14 protein-coding genes are annotated in these 17,488 nt (G+C 64.5%); 6 read left to right on the top strand and 8 right to left on the bottom strand.

The window, feature by feature from the left end; all coding sequences use genetic code 11:
- Window positions 1–30: 30 nt before the first annotated feature.
- The gene (locus IXW21_RS07560) at window positions 31–942 is read right to left on the bottom strand and encodes a sugar kinase (protein ID WP_194763652.1); all 912 of its coding nucleotides are present in this window, start codon (window positions 940–942) and stop codon (window positions 31–33) included.
- The gene (locus IXW21_RS07555) at window positions 939–2,147 is read right to left on the bottom strand and encodes an MFS transporter (protein WP_194763651.1); all 1,209 of its coding nucleotides are present in this window, start codon (window positions 2,145–2,147) and stop codon (window positions 939–941) included. The genes IXW21_RS07560 and IXW21_RS07555 overlap by 4 nt, the downstream gene beginning before the upstream one ends.
- A gap of 389 nt (window positions 2,148–2,536) precedes the next feature.
- Here IXW21_RS07555 and nrdH point away from each other — a divergent pair, with 389 nt between their 5' ends.
- From nrdH to nrdF, 4 genes are read left to right on the top strand one after another with little or no spacing between them, the layout of a single operon-like run.
- Complete coding sequence (nrdH, locus tag IXW21_RS07550) at window positions 2,537–2,770, top strand: glutaredoxin-like protein NrdH (protein ID WP_017828869.1); 234 nt, start codon at window positions 2,537–2,539, stop codon at window positions 2,768–2,770.
- Window positions 2,771–2,802: 32 nt separating this feature from the next.
- Window positions 2,803–3,255, top strand: coding sequence for a class Ib ribonucleoside-diphosphate reductase assembly flavoprotein NrdI (nrdI, locus tag IXW21_RS07545; protein ID WP_194763650.1), 453 nt, complete (start codon window positions 2,803–2,805; stop codon window positions 3,253–3,255).
- Between the two features lie 20 nt (window positions 3,256–3,275).
- Window positions 3,276–5,396 (top strand): class 1b ribonucleoside-diphosphate reductase subunit alpha, encoded by a 2,121-nt coding sequence (gene nrdE / locus IXW21_RS07540; RefSeq protein ID WP_194763781.1) that lies wholly within the window; start codon window positions 3,276–3,278, stop codon window positions 5,394–5,396.
- Window positions 5,397–5,441: 45 nt separating this feature from the next.
- Complete coding sequence (gene nrdF / locus IXW21_RS07535) at window positions 5,442–6,422, top strand: class 1b ribonucleoside-diphosphate reductase subunit beta (protein ID WP_194763649.1); 981 nt, start codon at window positions 5,442–5,444, stop codon at window positions 6,420–6,422.
- A gap of 433 nt (window positions 6,423–6,855) precedes the next feature.
- Here nrdF and IXW21_RS07530 read toward each other — a convergent pair whose 3' ends face one another.
- From IXW21_RS07530 to IXW21_RS07515, 4 genes are all read right to left on the bottom strand, one after another.
- Window positions 6,856–8,391, bottom strand: coding sequence for a restriction endonuclease (locus tag IXW21_RS07530; RefSeq protein ID WP_194763648.1), 1,536 nt, complete (start codon window positions 8,389–8,391; stop codon window positions 6,856–6,858).
- Window positions 8,360–8,881 (bottom strand): hypothetical protein, encoded by a 522-nt coding sequence (locus tag IXW21_RS18550; RefSeq protein WP_194763647.1) that lies wholly within the window; start codon window positions 8,879–8,881, stop codon window positions 8,360–8,362. Before IXW21_RS18550 ends, IXW21_RS07530 begins: the two co-directional genes overlap by 32 nt.
- 123 nt (window positions 8,882–9,004) lie before the next feature.
- Window positions 9,005–9,763, bottom strand: coding sequence for a GIY-YIG nuclease family protein (locus tag IXW21_RS07520; RefSeq protein WP_194763646.1), 759 nt, complete (start codon window positions 9,761–9,763; stop codon window positions 9,005–9,007).
- 105 nt (window positions 9,764–9,868) lie between these two features.
- Window positions 9,869–11,122, bottom strand: a complete 1,254-nt coding sequence (locus IXW21_RS07515; protein ID WP_194763645.1) for a hypothetical protein — start codon at window positions 11,120–11,122, stop codon at window positions 9,869–9,871.
- A gap of 616 nt (window positions 11,123–11,738) precedes the next feature.
- On the opposite strand from IXW21_RS07515, the gene IXW21_RS07510 reads away from it, so the two are divergent.
- Window positions 11,739–11,936, top strand: a complete 198-nt coding sequence (locus IXW21_RS07510) for a YegP family protein (protein ID WP_194763644.1) — start codon at window positions 11,739–11,741, stop codon at window positions 11,934–11,936.
- Window positions 11,937–12,336: 400 nt separating this feature from the next.
- Here IXW21_RS07510 and IXW21_RS07505 read toward each other — a convergent pair whose 3' ends face one another.
- A complete protein-coding gene (locus IXW21_RS07505) occupies window positions 12,337–13,140 on the bottom strand; it encodes a hypothetical protein (protein ID WP_194763643.1) in 804 nt (267 codons plus the stop codon).
- A 206-nt stretch (window positions 13,141–13,346) separates the two neighbouring features.
- Entirely contained in the window at window positions 13,347–13,973 is a 627-nt protein-coding gene (locus IXW21_RS18240; RefSeq protein ID WP_228528285.1) for a hypothetical protein, read from the bottom strand.
- 1,029 nt (window positions 13,974–15,002) lie between these two features.
- On the opposite strand from IXW21_RS18240, the gene IXW21_RS07495 reads away from it, so the two are divergent.
- On the top strand, window positions 15,003–17,471 hold the full coding sequence (locus tag IXW21_RS07495; protein ID WP_194763642.1) for a glycoside hydrolase family 2 protein: 2,469 nt from the start codon (window positions 15,003–15,005) through the stop codon (window positions 17,469–17,471).
- Window positions 17,472–17,488 lie beyond the last annotated feature (17 nt).

Genomic DNA, 17,488 nt, shown 5'->3' with positions numbered 1-17,488 from the left:
GCAGGGCAGCCCGACAGCAGTCACGCGGGGTCAGATCAGCGGGGGCAGATCGCCGTGCGTGGTGAGCACGCGGGCCGCGGCGGCGTGCCCGGCGGTCAGTCTCGCCGCGAGGTCGGCGTCCTCGAGGGTCGCGGCGAGGAAGCCTGCCGCGAAGGCATCGCCGGCGCCGACCGGCTCGACGACGTCGACCTTCGGAGCCGGAACGAACACCGGCTCGACGTCGCCGTGGAACGCTGTCGCGCCGACGTCGCCGTCTTTCACGACCAGCAGTGCGCAGTTCGGAAGGTGCGCACGGATCTCGCGGGGCGTCACGGTGCCCCAGATGCGTTCGGCCTCATCACGCCCGACGAACGCGATGTCGGCGGCATCCGCGAGCCTGGCCAGGGTCTGGGCCGCGTCCTGCATGGTCCACAGCGCGCGCCGATCGTTGACGTCGAAGGAGACGAGTGCGCCCGCCGCGCGAGCGTCGACGGAGAGCTGGTCGACCATCGCGCGGCACGACGAGGAGAGTGCGGGGGTGATGCCGGTGGTGTGCACGATCCGGACGCCGGCGAGCTGGGCGGCGTCGAGGAACCCGGGTGCCATGAGCGACGCAGCCGACCCGCGGCGGTAGTAATAGACGGAGGAGGACTCGATGCCGGGATCCTTCAACATGACACCGGTCGGAGCATCCGCGTCCGTCGTGACCCAGAGGTCGACTCCGCGGCGCGAGAGCTCAGTGGAGATGCGCACGCCGATCGGATCGTCGCCAAGGCGCGAAGCCCAGGCGGCGCGGTGGCCCGCCGAGACGAGGCCGACCGCCACGTTGCCCTCTGCGCCGGCGAGTCCGAGCGCAGCCGTCTCGGTCTCGGCGAGGGGGGCGCCCAGGGCCGTGACGAGTCCCATGGACTCGCCCACGCAGACGACCTCCGGGACAGCGGACGAGGGGAACTCGGAGCTCATGAAGGCGTGACCGCCAGGGGTTCGGTGTCGGGGTGGGGGCTCGCGTCGCGGTGACGCAGGTCGGGGAAGGAGCGGACGAAGACGATCGAGACGACGAGTCCCGCCGCCGCGAACAGGGTCGCCGCGAGATAGGCGCCGCGGGGATCCGTCGCGTCGACGAGGAACCCGGCCACGGCAGACCCGGCGGCTGCTCCGATGAGCTGCCCGGTGCCCGCCCAGCCGAACGCCTCGGCGGTCTCGCTGAACTTGACGCTCGCCGTCGTGATGGCGAACAGCACCGCCAGAGCCGGGGCGATGCCGACACCGGCGACAATCAGGGTGCCGCCGAGCCAGAACTCGTTGAGGGCGAACATCGTGAGGGCGAGGCCGATCGTGACGATCGTGAGGCGGCGGGCCATCGCCCACGGGCCGATCGGGATGTGGCCGAACGAGAGTCCGCCGGCGAGGCTGCCGACGGCGAACACCGCGAGCACGAGACCCGCCGCCAGGCTGCCGTGCTCGAACGTCGCGACGACGCCGACCTCGACCGCCGAGCATGCACCGATGAGCAGGAAGCCGATGATGGTGGCGAGGAGCACCGGCGGTTTGAGGACGACCTTGCCGAGTGCGCTGCGGCTGCGCGGGATGCGCACGCGGCCGACCTCGGGGGAGAGGATGAACCACGCTCCGCCGCCGACGAGCACCACCGCCACGAGCAGCAGGCCCTCGGCTGTGCCGACCTGCGTCGACACGAGCGTGATCACGACGGGGGCGAGCACCCAGATGATCTCCTGCAGCGAGGCGTCGAGCGAGAACAGCGGCGTGAGCTGACGCGAGTTCACGAGCTTGGGATAGATGGTGCGCACGGCGGCCTGCACGGGCGGGGTCGAGAGGCCCGCGATCATGCCGAGGATCATGTAGCCGGGCACGGTGAGGGGGAGGAGCGCGAGACCGAGCACCGCCACGACGCAGACGCCGAGAGTGAGGGCGAGCACGCGGCGCATGCCCCACGCGCCCATCCATCGGCTCGTGATCGGACCGGCGACGGCCTGGCCCACACTGGTCGCGGCGAGCACGAGACCGGCCGATCCGTAGGAGCCGGTCTGCTGCTCGACGTGCAGGAGGATCGCCAGCGAGGTCATGCCGTTCGGGAACCGAGCGGTCAGCTGTGCCGCGATCATGCGCGCCACTCCGGGCGTGCGAAGAAGGTCCGTGTATCCCGCCACAGGTCAACGCTACCGGGCGCCGGGGACACCCGTCGAAGCGTGGTTCGGACGACACGCCGCGACACGCCGAGGACCACTTTCCACAGGAAATCGAATGTCGGAACCCGCGCGTACGGTGCCACCTGTGGATGGATCCCCGGCGGGGGTTCGAGAGGCGCGATTTCTCGCGGTTCGCGACCCCTCTCCGAGGGCTCCTGCCTGTGGAAGAAACGGTGGAGAACCTGTGTTGTAACAGTGGAGAGCGGTGGAAAACTACACGGATGTAACTACTACCCCTAGTGGTCACCCTGAATGTCCGTACCTATATGTAGTATTGAGATCCCGGCGAGGGTCTGCCGGAAAACAGCCTGATCCAGAAGCAGGCCAGAGATTTGAGGGGAAGCGAAAAGATGTCGATCACGGTCTACACCAAGCCGTCCTGCGTTCAGTGCAACGCCACCTACCGCGCGCTCGACGCCAAGGGCATCGAGTACGAGATCCTCGACCTGTCGGAGGACCCGACGGCCCTGGAGCAGGTCAAGGCGCTGGGCTACATGCAGGCGCCCGTCGTCGTCACCGACGAGGGACACTGGTCGGGCTTCCGTCCCGACAAGATCGACGAGCTCGCGTCTCGTCTGGCGTAGTTCGACGAGCTCACCAACCCAAGGGGAAGAGTATGAGCGCCGTCGCGACCGCCGCGCCGCTCCTGGTCTACTTCTCGAGCGCCTCGGGTAACACCGCGCGCTTCGTCGAGAAGCTCGGGCTTCCGGCCCGACGTATCCCGCTCCTCCGGCAGGAGGAAGAACTCGTCGTCGACGAGCCCTTCGTGCTGGTCACCCCCACCTATGGCGGGGGTGAGGGGCGGGGTGTCGAAAAAGGTGCCGTACCCAAGCAGGTGGTCCGGTTCCTCAACGACGAGCGAAACCGGCGCCACATCCGCGGAGTGATCTCCGCGGGCAACACCAACTTCGGCGAGTCCTTCTGCCTCGCCGGTGACATCATCAGCCGCAAGTGCAACGTGCCTCACTTGTATCGGCTCGAGATCTTCGGCACACAGGACGATGTTGATCGCGTGAGCGACGGATTGGAAAGACAGTGGGAACTGCAGTCGAAGAGCATGACGCCGTGACCGAGACGGTGGCGTTCAAGATGAACCCGAGCTACGAGGGTCTCGACTATCACGCCCTCAACGCCATGCTGAACCTGTACGACGCGAACGGCAAGATCCAGTTCGACGCCGACAAGAGGGCGGCACGCGAGTACTTCCTCCAGCACGTCAACCAGAACACCGTGTTCTTCCACTCGCTCAAGGAGCGTCTCGACTACCTCGTCGAGAAGGAGTACTACGAGCCCGCCGTCATCGAGCAGTACTCGCTCGAGTTCATCCAGAAGCTCAACGACCTCGCGTACAGCAAGAAGTTCCGCTTCGAGACCTTCCTCGGCGCCTTCAAGTACTACACGAGCTACACGCTCAAGACCTTCGACGGCAAGCGCTACCTCGAGCGCTTCGAGGACCGCGTCGTGATGACCGCCCTCGGCCTCGCCGGCGGCGACGAGAAGCTCGCCGTCGCTCTGGTCGAGGAGATCATCTCCGGACGCTTCCAGCCCGCGACCCCGACCTTCCTCAACTCGGGCAAGGCGCAGCGCGGCGAGCTCGTCAGCTGCTTCCTGCTGCGCATCGAAGACAACATGGAGTCGATCGCCCGCGGCATCAACTCCGCACTCCAGCTCTCCAAGCGTGGCGGCGGAGTGGCACTGCTACTCTCGAACATCCGCGAGGCCGGTGCGCCGATCAAGCAGATCGAGAACCAGTCCTCGGGCATCATCCCCGTGATGAAGCTCCTCGAAGACAGCTTCAGCTACGCCAACCAGCTCGGTGCCCGCCAGGGTGCCGGCGCGGTGTACCTCAACGCGCACCACCCCGACATCATGCGCTTCCTCGACACCAAGCGTGAGAACGCCGACGAGAAGATCCGCATCAAGACGCTGTCGCTGGGTGTCGTCGTGCCCGACATCACGTTCGAGCTCGCCAAGAACGGTGAGGACATGTACCTCTTCTCGCCGTATGACGTCGAGAAGGTCTATGGCGTGCCCTTCGGCGACATCTCGGTCACCGAGAAGTACCGCGAGATGGTCGACGACGCGCGCATCAAGAAGACCAAGATCAACGCGCGTGAGTTCTTCCAGACCATCGCCGAGATCCAGTTCGAGTCGGGCTACCCGTACATCATGTTCGAGGACACGGTGAACAAGGCCAACCCGATCAAGGGCCGCATCAACATGTCCAACCTCTGCAGCGAGATCCTGCAGGTGAACACGCCGACCACGTACAACGACGACCTGTCGTACGACCAGATCGGCAAGGACATCTCCTGCAACCTCGGCTCGATGAACATCGCGCTGTCGATGGATGCCGATGACCTGGGACAGACCGTCGAGACCGCGATCCGCGCGCTGAGCGCGGTGAGCGACCAGAGCCACATCCGCTCGGTGCGCTCGATCGAAGACGGCAACGACCGCTCGCACGCCATCGGCCTCGGCCAGATGAACCTGCACGGCTACCTGGCTCGCGAGCACGTCTACTACGGCTCCGAAGAGGGCATCGACTTCACGAACATCTACTTCTACACGGTGTTGTTCCACGCGCTGCGCGCCTCGAACAACCTCGCGATCGAGCGCAAGCAGGCCTTCGACGGCTTCGAGGACTCGACGTACGCGTCGGGAACCTTCTTCGACAAGTACATCGAGCGCGCCTGGGTGCCCGAGACCGAGAAGGTCAAGGAGCTCTTCGCGGGCCAGCACATCCCGACGCAGGAGGACTGGGTGGCGCTGAAGGCGTCGATCCAGGAGCACGGCATCTACAACCAGAACCTGCAGGCGGTGCCGCCGACCGGCTCGATCTCGTACATCAACAACTCGACGTCGTCGATCCACCCGATCGCGTCGAAGATCGAGATCCGCAAGGAAGGCAAGCTCGGTCGCGTCTACTACCCGGCTGCGTTCATGACGAACGACAACCTGGAATACTACCAGGACGCGTACGAGATCGGCTACGAGAAGGTCATCGACACCTACGCCGCCGCCACCCAGCACGTCGACCAGGGCCTGTCGCTGACGCTGTTCTTCAAGGACACCGCCACGACGCGTGACATCAACAAGGCTCAGATCTACGCATGGCGCAAGGGCATCAAGACGATCTACTACATCCGTCTGCGTCAGATGGCGCTCGAGGGCACCGACATGACCGAGTGCGTCAGCTGCATGCTGTGACGCTTCGACAGGCTCAGTGACCCAGGTATCGAGAAACGAAGAACAATGACTCCCCACCCCCCGCTCAAGCTGGTCGACAGCGTTCAGGCGATCAACTGGAACCGCATCATCGACGACAAGGACCTCGAGGTCTGGAACCGTCTGGTGAACAACTTCTGGCTGCCCGAGAAGGTGCCTCTGTCGAACGACATCCAGTCGTGGAACACGCTGACGCCCGACGAGCAGCTGCTCACCATGCGCGTGTTCACCGGTCTGACGCTGCTCGACACGATCCAGGGCACCGTCGGCGCGGTGTCGCTGATCCCTGACGCGATCACCCCTCACGAAGAGGCGGTGTACACGAACATCGCGTTCATGGAGTCGGTGCACGCGAAGAGCTACTCCTCGATCTTCTCGACGCTCGCGTCGACGAAGGAGATCGACGAGGCGTTCCGCTGGTCGACCGAGAATCCGAACCTTCAGAAGAAGGCTCAGATCATCATGGATTACTACCAGGGCGACGACCCGCTCAAGCGCAAGGTCGCCTCGACCCTGCTCGAGTCGTTCCTGTTCTACTCGGGCTTCTACCTGCCGATCTACTGGTCGTCGAAGGCGAAGCTCACGAACACGGCCGACCTGATCCGCCTCATCATCCGCGACGAGGCCGTGCACGGGTACTACATCGGCTACAAGTTCCAGAAGGGTCTCGAGAACGAGACCGAGGAGCGTCGCCAGGAGCTGAAGGACTACACCTTCAACCTGCTGTTCGAGCTCTATGACAACGAGGTGCAGTACACGCAGGACCTCTACGATGGCGTCGGCCTGACCGAAGACGTCAAGAAGTTCCTGCACTACAACGCCAACAAGGCGCTGATGAACCTCGGCTACGAAGCGATGTTCCCCTCGACCGTCACGAACGTGAACCCGGCGATCCTGTCGGCGCTCTCGCCGAACGCCGACGAGAACCACGACTTCTTCTCGGGCTCGGGCTCCTCCTACGTCATCGGCAAGGCCGAGGCGACGGAAGACGACGACTGGGACTTCTGAGTCATGTTGTGCGGCGTCATGCATTGTGGCGCGGACGCACCTTGAAGTTGGCGCACATCACGGGACCTGGCTCAGATTCTGGAGTTGGCGCAAGAGACCATTGAGAGTGGGGTGCGAAGCCTATGCCGAACAAGCCGCACCCCACTCCCATGGATCTAACCAGGTCTTGGCCAGACGTCCCGTCGACGGACCCCGCCGGCGAGGCCGCACGCACCTTCGTCGTTAACCTGCGCGCGGCTATGGGCGAGAAGAGCATTCGGCATTCGACGTGTTGCCGCGGATGCGGGTATCGATGAGGGGGACCGTTCGTCGTGTTCTTGACGGGTCGGCCTGGCCGCACTTTCGAGCGATGGTGCTGTTGGAGGAATCCCTCGGTGCGCGGTTGTACACGCGGTAGTCGTCTTCGCGGCACGGCGCGGGCGACCGAACTCGTTCAGTCCTCGTCGGCCTGCGCGAGACTCATGACCGCCGCGACATCGTGCCGGCTACGACAGGCCGCGGTGAGAAGCATCACGGCCTCCGCATCCAGCTCGGTCGCTCGCGACGTGTCGGGGCTCTTCGAGCCGTCCTCGCGGTACTGCAGACGCGGTACGGGAATGACTGGACCTCCGGCGCGCCGGTATGTCTCGGCGGCGTCAGCGCGCACCTTCGTTGTGCACGGCGTGATTCCGAGTGCTTGAGCGTCGGAGAGGACGTCGCGGTATAGATCCTGTTCGTCGAGCGCGATGCACATGTCAAGCAGCACCGTGAGGACGTAACTGCTCAGGGAGCGAGAGAGCGTTGTCGCCTCCAACGCTCCTCCGAGGAGTCGCTCGACGACCGACCTCGGGCTGTCATCCATCGTCCCGAGTCCCAAGCCGTTGAGCGCCGGGTCGGTGCGGTCCATCAGCCACTTCGCTACCGAGCGGAGGTATGCGGCTGCCGTCGCCGGATCGCGTCGGTGGAGGGCCAAAACGGTCGGAATGATGGAGACAGCGAACTGGTCCGATACGGGACGCGTACCTCCAGGGTGATCTGTGGCGAGTACGCCGACAACACGTTCGAGTTCGCCTCGAGTGGCCGCAGAGTCCGACGAACGTGCGGCCAACGCCAGAATCTCCGTGAGGCGTACGAGAGTGACCGCGTATGAGACCATGCCGGTTGGGCCGGGGTCTCCGAGCGCGAGGTGGGCGGGATCGTCCAGATGGGGCGTGACCGCCTCCAGCAACTCGAGCGCGACGCTCTGGAAAAGGCGCTTGGCAGAGCTGGCTTGCAGGTCGGCCGTTTCGGACAGCTTGGTGCCGCACGCTCCACGGAATAGGTGCAGGGCGCACATCGAGGCGAGATCCAGGCGGCGCCCCACCCGGAAAGCGCTGATGAGCATCGCCGCTTCGAGGGACGCGACCCCGGGCTTGGGAGCATCAATCCAACGGCGAGTGAATCGCTCGAGGGAAGGCTCATCGACGGCGTCGGAGCGAATGTCGCTGAGCATGCGCTGCAGTTCGATTTGCTCATCGAGAGAGACCAAAGCCAACTCCGGGTTCGACACGAGCCACGCGGCCAGGTGTTCTCTGTCCCAGAACTCGATACGCCACTCGTTCCTGCGGTGGATAGCCGCTGCATACTCCTGAGCATCGGTGGGGGCGGCACCTTTCAGGCGGCCCGTGGCCAAGAGCACAGCAACGCGAGGGATGGCGTCATCGAAGTGAGGGTGAGCACGTGTGTTGTACCCGACTTCCTCCAGCTGCGGACGCACAGCCCTCCATTCGCTCTGACCGATGTCGCCGGCCTTGGACTGAATCGCATACTGCTCGACGACGCCTGTCTCCGGGTGCCGTCTTTTCGCAACGACGTCCTTACCGAACTCAAACGCCCCGTGAATGAAGTGGATATCGTAAAAGCCCTGAGCTGCGAGAACGGCGAGCAGCGTCGGGTCAAACTCTCGCTCGGTGACGGTGTCAAGAAAGGCGCCGACGGCTGCGTGAAGCACGCTGCTCCTCTCGTTTCGCGGCGATGATGGCGTCGAAGCGTCGCCCCTGCTCCTCGGTTGGAGGGTTCTTCCGGAGCAGATCGTGGAGCGCCGGAGTGATGATGAGGGAGAGGTTGTGGTTTCCGTCTTCGTCGAACTCAATCTCCATCGTCTGGACGGCTGCGATGAAGTTCTCAGTAGGGTTGCTGTCCGTCAGAGACAGTACGTTGCCGCTCGCCGTGGCCACATCCGACATGAACCCGACCATCTCGCTGGTCTGTTGGTCGCCGAGGCTCTCGGCGAGCTCGAGGACGTGCCCGAGCGCTGTTCCAACGTCGAACGTGAGCGCTGTTTCCAGTGATATCTGCATGTCGTGCTGATGCGAGAACTGCCGGAAGTCAGCGGACTCCTCTTCAGGCGCGGCGTCGTCGGCGACATCGGGTAGCTCGTCGAGGGTGTGGCGGGTGACTCTTTGGAGCACCGGGTAAAGGTCTTCGACGAGAGTGTGCACGCTGTCGCTGAACCAGTCCCACCCCGCCTGAACGTACTCGCTCGGAACGGCGGGCACGGGCGGTGGAACACTCGCCGGTTCAGGTTGCATGCTTCGACGGTACTCGGGGGATCGGACGACGGATCACTGGCCGTGACTGACGAAGCCGCTTGCGACCTCCCACGATGCCCGTTCGAGCCCATCGATCTCCTCTATGACCGCCTGAGCCGTAGTGTCCTCGAACGATAAGACCACATCGAGGGCTCCGTCGATCTCTTCGACGTCCACGCCGTGATCCCGAGCATCGCGAATGGCGTCGGCGATAGATGGATTGATGAGGTCAGTGACCAAGACGAGCGTGACCGCGTCGACATCTTCGAGCAGCGAGGCTGCGGTGTCGATATCGGCATCAGGGCCGAAGATCGGGCCGTTGTCATCCCACACCATCTCCAGGTCGGACTTCGTGGTGACTTCTTCACCTGCCCGTTGGAATGTCGCGACAATCGTCATACCGAATTGTGTGCGCCTGAGGATGGCGGAGATGAGATCAGGTGCGAGAACCACGCCCCAACGTCGCCGAACCCGCTCAGTCACGTCGACCTCGGTTGTGGCGGCGGCAGGTGCCTCCTCGCTGGCAAGTCGCAGAAGCGTGTCAATCGCGCGGCGCGGAGCCGTGCGGAAGAACTCTCGGTTCTGGGTGTCGCGAAACTCCGCGAGTTCCGCGTGAATGGCTCGTTCGAGCATTCTCGGATTCTCCGTCGATTGGGCGTAGAGGACGACGAATGGGGAAGGAACTCCCGTGCTGTATAACTGCTTCGCCCGCGCTTCAGGCGACCCCGTCGTCATCCCGATCTTGACGAGCTTTGGGAAAGCGCAGTTGTGGAGTATGTAGACGGCACCCATGCCGCCACCTTATCGACTCGCTGTGTCGCCCTCACCGGAAGGAAATGGGGCTGGCTGGTCGTTGAGCGGGCAGGGATGGATGGCCCTGCCTCGCGAGCCGGCGCACTACTGAGTTCGTAGGGTGTTGGTCAGCTGTTCCCGGATTGCATCGACGTAGTCACCATCCAGACCAAGGTCCCCGCGTGCGGCGATGAACGTTGTGTCCCAATCGCGACCCGACGTGGTCCCCGGAGTCAGGAGCACGCCGATAGTGGTCAAGTTCGCCATATCGGCGATGGCGAAGAAATCGTGATGCTGCAGTTCGACTCTGGCGTGGAAGACCATCTTGGCCATTTCGTCCAACCTCGAGGCAATCATGAAGACGATGGGCGAGTCGAACTCGTCGCCGGCGATGGGAAGGTAGATGCGTGCTGAGGTGATGAGGGAACGCCGCGACCAGGTCTTCGCTTCTGACATGTAGGCCTGCAGCCTCTCTCCGAGATCGCTCCTGGAAGCTACAGGGATGCTGTCCAGGCGTGAGAGGAGCTCAATTCGCGTCAGCTCTTCCTCCGCGGGGATGCTGCACAGCGCGACATCTTCTTGGATGGTGCGGAGAATGAAGTGCGCGGACGTGGCGGCCGTGCCTGCAGGGTCGAGCGGTGCGAGGGGGACTGACGATACTGTGGCGCCGCGGGTAGCCCATTCCGGAGCAGATGGGGGTGCAACGTCAAGATCGGCGAGGGCCAGCTCGTGGTAACGAACGGGCTCGGTGCCGAGGGCGACGTTCTCCCCGGCGACCCTCCGCAAGTAGCTGACGACGGAGCGCGCGGAACGAAGTTGGTTGAACAGGAACTCCCAGTCTCGTCTCAATATCACGACCGCATTAGAGGGCGTGTCCGGCGGCATGTAGCCGTCCGGCACCTTGTCGTGGTCTACGAGGACGAGGGAAATCCAGGTGAGGGTCGTGCCGTCGATGGTGACTGTTCGGCCTCGCTTATTGCGCATGGCAACAGGTCGAGTCGACAGAAACCGGATGGAGCCGGCGCCCTGTTTCAGGCCCTTCGTGATGTTCTTCGTGAGCCAGTTCGACTCTCGCTCTTCTAGGCCTCCCGATTGCTCGCGGCTTTTCGACTGAATCATCACCGCGGTTCCGCTCGTGATGAGAATGCCGTCCCCGACTTCGCGCACCCCGCTGCCGCTGGTCTCGTGGGCGGGCTCGAAGACGAAGTCGGGCATGCCCCAGATGGCCGCGGCGGCGCGGATGGCATTCTCCGCTGCGATGCCACGCTCCATTTCGGGAGGTAGGGGTACGGCAGGCAGGATGGTTCGGCGTCGCACTCCGTCCTTGGTTTCGATGAAGAGTGTGATTCCGTCAGACATGCGCTCAGGCTAGTGCCGGGCTCCGACAAGTCGATTGCCTGAATCACTGCGTGCCAGTGGGCGGTCGCGCAGGTCGTCTCATCCATCGAGGCGGGCACGAACAGGTTCTACGTGAACCGCCCGCAGCGCGCGGACCCTGGGGCACGAGCCGCGACACGCCCGACGGTCACGACACGCCGAGGCGCATTCCGAATCTCGGACAGTTCGGACATATTCTAATGCAAACCAAGAAAGTCAAGCTCGCCTGTGGATAACTCACATCCCGGGCATTGAATTCCGCGGGATCACGCGGCTTTTGACTTTCGATCTCTCTCCTGCATCTGTGGAAGAAGCAGTGCAGAACCTGCGTACAACTGCCGTAGGCGTGTTGGCTGAACTACACCGGTGTAACTCGAACCCCTTGTGAACCCTGTGTATGTCCGGTCGCTCGACTAAAATGAGAGCTACCGACAGGTAACTACGGAAAAAGCCCCTCAGATCAGCTACCAACTGATCCGAGGGGCGGAAGTTTCATTCGAAGACCGAAACTTCCTCCAAAGTACGCGTGACGGCGACGTGCGACAAGAACTTGTGGACTTTCGCGCGTGTCATTCGAATCCGATTGGAGGATTTCCACATGGCTCGTTTTGTGATCAAGAAGGCCAGCAACGGCTGGCAGTACTACTTCAACCTCATCGCCCCCAACGGGCAGGTGATCGCGACCTCGGAGATGTACAACTCGAAGATGGCCGCGCAGCAGGGCGTTCAGTCGGTGAAGCTGTACGCGCCGACGGCTCTCGTCGACGACGTCACTGGCTCGGTTGGGCGGTTCTGAGGTGGCTACGCGTCGGGTCAACGGCCTGATCTACGTCACCTGCCCGTACTGCCGCACGAAGTTCGGCCCTTACCAGCGCCTCGGCCTCGGTCAGCGCTCGTGCGGCCGCTGCGGCCGGTCGTTCATTGCCCGGTAGCCAGTGATCAGGGGAGGGCGTCGGAGCGATCCGGCGCCCTTCTTGGCGATTTGGGGCCGGCCGGAGCGTCCGTTCGATTGTCGCACGCGGAGGCCGACCTGGCTGCGAGGTCGCCTCGCTCGCGCGGAGTTCGCTAGCTCCCTCGTCTCTGAGTTCGCTGACCAGCTCCGCGATTTCTGCACGGCGATGTCAGCGCGAGGTTTCTGATGGGCTGGAGCGGCCCCACCAGACGACGGTGGGGCTTCGGGCGAAACTATCGCGATCTCAGTCAGACTCTTTGTGTTTGCCTTGCGGCGCCGCTCGTGTCTTCGTCGTCTTCTTCTTCTTCTTCTTCTGGCTTTTCTTAGTAGCGGGGGAAGACTCCTCTGTCACGCGCGTTTCGTGGCTGTGATCACTGTCCGTGCTGACCGGAGCCTTCTGATCGACGGCAGGCGGAGCGGATACGACTCCGGGGAAGAGCGCGGCCCCCGAAGCGTCTGTCTTGGGAGGTTGGATAGCCTCCTTCTTCGCCTTCTTGCGAATCTTCGCCTTGTCAGGTTCTCCGAACCAAGTGCCCCAGTAGATCCGATTGAATTCACGCCGAGAGAAGTAGCGACCGTCGTCGAGGCGACGGTACCAGTTCGTCCCGTTCACGTCGGTGAACTCAACGAAGAGTTTGAGTTCACGCGGGTCTTTCTCTACGTCTACGGTGCGGCGCTGAGTGTGTCTCGGCTTGAACTTCCATCTGAAGTTCTCGTGAGCACCAAAAATGGCGATCATGTCAGGACCGCCCTGCGCGTACTGATAGAGCGCAACGCCTGAAACCGGGTACTTCCCGGTGTTCTCGACATCCAGGACCACGGAGTGCTGCTTTGTGAACGGGTGGTGTACGTAGGTGGCTTCAGTGAGCAGGGCGTCTGCGTGCACAGCTCGCTTCTCGTTAGCTTCGCGTCTCAAGAGGTAGAAGCCGAAGAAGAACGCCCCAGTAGTGCCCAAGGCTCCAACCCAATCTGCGGCGTTCCCCCATTCCCACACGTCGTACCCCCACATCTTTGCCCAGTTGTCCCACAGGTCAGCCCAAGATGCCACGCCCAGAGAATAGCGTGTGCCGCGTGCATTCAAGACAGCGCCAACTTCTGCGACGCGCCGACGAAGCGACGGAGACGCGTGCTTCAGGCGGGACTTAAGCCAACTGCGACACATCTGCGCCAGGATCGTCGACGCGGCAATCACCTGCTGAACATGACGAAGGGGGCGGATGCTGCGGCATCCCTCCCCTTCATCATGTGACGGCCTCAGACGCGCTCGTCGGCCAAGCGGGCCCGGCGCTCCTCTTCACGCTTCGAGTATGTGGCGGCGCGGATGGCATCGTCGGACTCCAGGCCCGTTCCCAACGCCCCGCCGAGTGTCGCCGCCGACGCGACGAACCAGGTGAGCACGAACAGATCGCCGACTTCGACGGTTCGGCCGAGGGACTCGCTCATCATCGACGTGTCGAGCACGAAGAGTGCCCAGGCCAGATTCACGACGTACAGCGCCAGATAGCAGATGATGATGCCGATGGTTAGAGTCAGCAGCGTCGAGGTGTTGTAGAGACGGGATCTCTCACGCGCCTGGGACGAGTCGTCGTCGGGACGGTCCCAGAGCCTGCCGTCGATCACGATCCAGGCGATGATGATCGTGATGGAGGCCACAGTCGCCGCCACCAGGCGCCAGCCCGACAGCGAACTGGCGAGCGACCACACCGTCGGCTCGATCGTCGCCACCGCCCCGGTCGCCAGCGCCGCGACCAGCGCGGACTTGAGCCCGGCGGCCAGCAGCCATGGGCGATTGGCGAGCACCATTCCGAGCAGCACGCGCCCGCGGGCGCTGAGCCCGGGGAGTGGCAGGCGCTGTTCCTCGGGCGAGGAAGGCTCGGCCATCCCGTCGACGAGTCCTCGCACCGCGCGGCGCGCGGGTCTGCACACGGAACCCGCCCAGGGCAGGCAGTGACAGCACCGCGGACTGGCGCCGAGGATCGACCGCCGCCAGCAGGTAGCGACCATCGTCATCGCGGAGCGGCAGCTCAGTGACGCCGATGACGAGATCCCACTGGTTCCGGCCCGCGTGCGCACGAAGTCGTTCCAGCGCGACGTCGACGTCTTCAGAACCGAGGGTGAACGGTTCGCTGCCGAGTTCGACGATCCAGCCGTCGGCCACGGTGGACAGCGGCCGCGTGAGGTCGGTCATCCGGCGGGCGACAGCGGTGGGCGAAGCCGGGTCGGCCACGAGGCCCACTCGGATCGGCTTCATCTCCGCAACCTACACCCACCACACGTCGCCCGCATCGGCATCTGCGAGTCCTGCGCTGCCTACTTCCGGTTCGCCGCATGGTATGCGAGCAAGGCCTTGATCGAGGCGTCTGCCCCACGATGGCCGAGTCATCTCCGTCGATGACGGGAGCGATCTGCATCGCGACGAGCTGATGACCCAGATCGTGCCCTGGGTGACGGTGATGTGCTCGTGCAGGGCGATCAGTGGCCGGGCACTCGGCCACTGTGGTGTAGGCGGCAGCGCCCGCTAGGAGGACCAGACGAGGCGGCGAGGAAATGGTCGCACGAAACTCCGACGCTGGCTGGTCCGGATCGGTGTGCCGGGTGCCAGCCTCCTTGCACCGCTCGCGCTGCCGACGATGCTGACCGCCGCGTTCTTCGTGGCCGCCGGGGTCGGCAAGGAGCGGGTCTTGTTCTGGCAGCTCATCGCCATCGTCCTGTGGACAGGGGCGTCTGCGCTCGCGGCTTCCGGTGTGCTCGCTCTCCGGGTTGGTGAGGCGCCCGCTCTCCGGCGGACGCACCGCGGACCCGCGCGGCCTCTGACGCACGCGCCCCGCCGTGGAGAAGCGCGTTCACACATCTACTTATGCGCTTAAGGTACGCTGTCGAGCATCCGCTCGATCCGATCGAGGAGCTCTCATGCGCACGACGCTCGACCTGCAAGGACCATGGACCTGGACGATCGACGCCGACGGACCCACCGATCTTCCCGACGAGGCGCGGTCCCTCCTCGACGTGTCCGTTCCCGCGCGGGTGCCTGGCGCGGTGCACCCCGATCTTCAGGCGGCGGGGATCATCGCGGATCCGCTGGTCGACCGCAATGAACTCGGTGTCGCGTGGGTGTCGCGCACCGATTGGCGCCTCACGCGGCAATTCGGGCCGGTGCGCGAGGGCGAGCGTGTCGATCTCGTCCTGGACGGCGTGGACACCGTCGCCTCGGCCGTCCTCAACGGCTCCGAGGTGGGGGTGACGAGGAACATGCACCGTTCCTATCGGTTCGACATCACCTCCGCCGTTCGCGACGACAACACGCTCGATCTGCGCTTCACGTCTCCGTATACGGAGGCCGTGCGCTGGGAGCGCGAACTCGGTGCTCGTCCGAGCGCCTATCCCGAGCCCTTCGCCTTCATCCGCAAGATGGCCAGCAGCTTCGGGTGGGACTGGGGCCCCACCCTGCCATCGTGCGGGCTGTGGCGCGGCGTGCGTGTGGAGTCGTGGAGCACGGTGCGCATCGCCGCCGTCCGCCCCCTCGTGGATGTGGTGGAAGGCACGGGCATACTCACGGTTCACATCGAGCTCGAGCGTGCGGAGTCGGGACGGGATCGTGCGTTGCAGGTGGAGGTGACGATCGACGGTCAGGCCGTCCGCGCGGAGGTGCCGCACGGCGAGGATACGGTGAGCGTCGTCGTCGCGGTCCCCGAGGTGCGCCGATGGCAGCCGCGGGGCTCTGGCGATGCCCACCTGTACGGAGTCGATGTCACGGTGTCGACCGGCGCGGAGATCATCGACGAGCACCGCACCCGGGTGGGGTTCCGTACCGTCGCCGTCGACCGCACCCCGGATGCCGAGGGGACTTCCTTCGTGCTGTCCGTGAACGGGCGGCCTCGATTCGTCAAAGGTGTGAACTGGATCCCCGAGAGCGTCTTCCCCGGAACGATCCAGCCGGGACGCGTGCGGGAGCGCCTCGAGCAGGCCGTCGCCGCGAATGTCGACCTGATTCGCGTCTGGGGTGGCGGCGTGTACGAGAGCGAGGAGTTCTACGACGCCTGCGACGAGCTGGGTCTGCTTGTCTGGCAGGACTTCCTCTTCGCGTGCGCCGCATATCCCGAGGAGGAGCCGATCAGGGCGGAGGTGATCGCCGAAGCCCGCGAGAACGTCGTCCGCCTCAGCGCGCACCCAAGTCTCGCGCTCTGGAACGGGAACAACGAGAACCTCTGGATGCGTCTCGACAAGGACTGGGCGACGCAGCCCGGAGGAGAACTCTCCTGGGGGGAGCGGTACTACCTGGAGTGGCTGCCCGATGTCGTTCGCGAGCTCGATCCGACTCGGCCCTACACGGAGGGGAGCCCGTGGTCCGGCACCTGGGCGCACGACCCCAATGACGCCGATCATCAGACCTTCCATTCGTGGGATGCCTGGAACGAAGACGACTACGACGTCTACCGCGGAAGCTCGCCGCGCTTCGTCTCCGAGTTCGGCTGGCAGGGGGCCGCGGCGTGGCGGACGCTTCGCGACGCGGTCAGCGACCCTGAGCTTCGCGTCGAGTCCGAGAACGTCCGTCATCACCAGAAGGCCATCGACGGGCATGCGAAACTTGCACGCAATCTCGCCCGCCACCTCCCGGCGACGGAGGACTTCGATCGGTGGCACCTGCAGACGCAGTGGATGCAGGTCGAGGCGGTCCGCACCGGTGTGCTGCACTGGCGAGCGAGTTGGCCACGCACAGCGGGCGCCATCCTGTGGCAGCTCAACGATCTCTGGCCCGTCACATCATGGTCGGCGATCGACAGTGCCGGCCGCTGCAAGCCCCTCTACTTCGCACTTCGGGACATGTATCTGCCACGAGTGCTCACCATCGAGCCGCGTGATGGTGCTCTGGAGCTGTGCGTCATCAACGACGAGGACCACGCGTGGGAAGGGCCGGTGCAGCTGGCGCGGCGCCGCGCAGACGGAGCGCCGACGGCGGAGCGGTCGTACGCGGTCTCGGTTCCGCCACGATCGGTCACCCGCACCACAGTGCCCTCGGTCATCGCCGATTCACCGGATCCGGCGGGCGAGTTCATCGTCGCGACGCTCGGCGACGAGCGCGCGCTCTGGCATCTCGCCTCGCCGCGAGACTCTCGGCCTCCCGCGACACCGCTGGAGATCACGGTCGCCGTCGTGAGCGGTGGACTCGACATCAGCGTGCGCTCACGGGATCTCGCCCGCGACGTGCTTGTCCAGCCGGACCGCATCCATCCTGACGCGACGGTCGATCGTGGCTTCACCACCGTGCTGCCGGGGGAGGAGGAGGTGTTCCGCGTCCGCGCTCCGGAGGCGCTCGACCCCGACTCGGCTTCGGTGCCGTTCGTCGTCGCGTCGCTGCGGGATATCATCGATCCCGACTGACGGGAGTCGCACCGGTG

This window comes from Microbacterium sp. UFMG61 (assembly GCF_015354505.1).
Lineage (GTDB): Bacteria > Actinomycetota > Actinomycetes > Actinomycetales > Microbacteriaceae > Microbacterium.
Note: the sequence above shows the minus strand (reverse complement) of the source record. Positions and strands in the feature narration are given on the sequence as shown.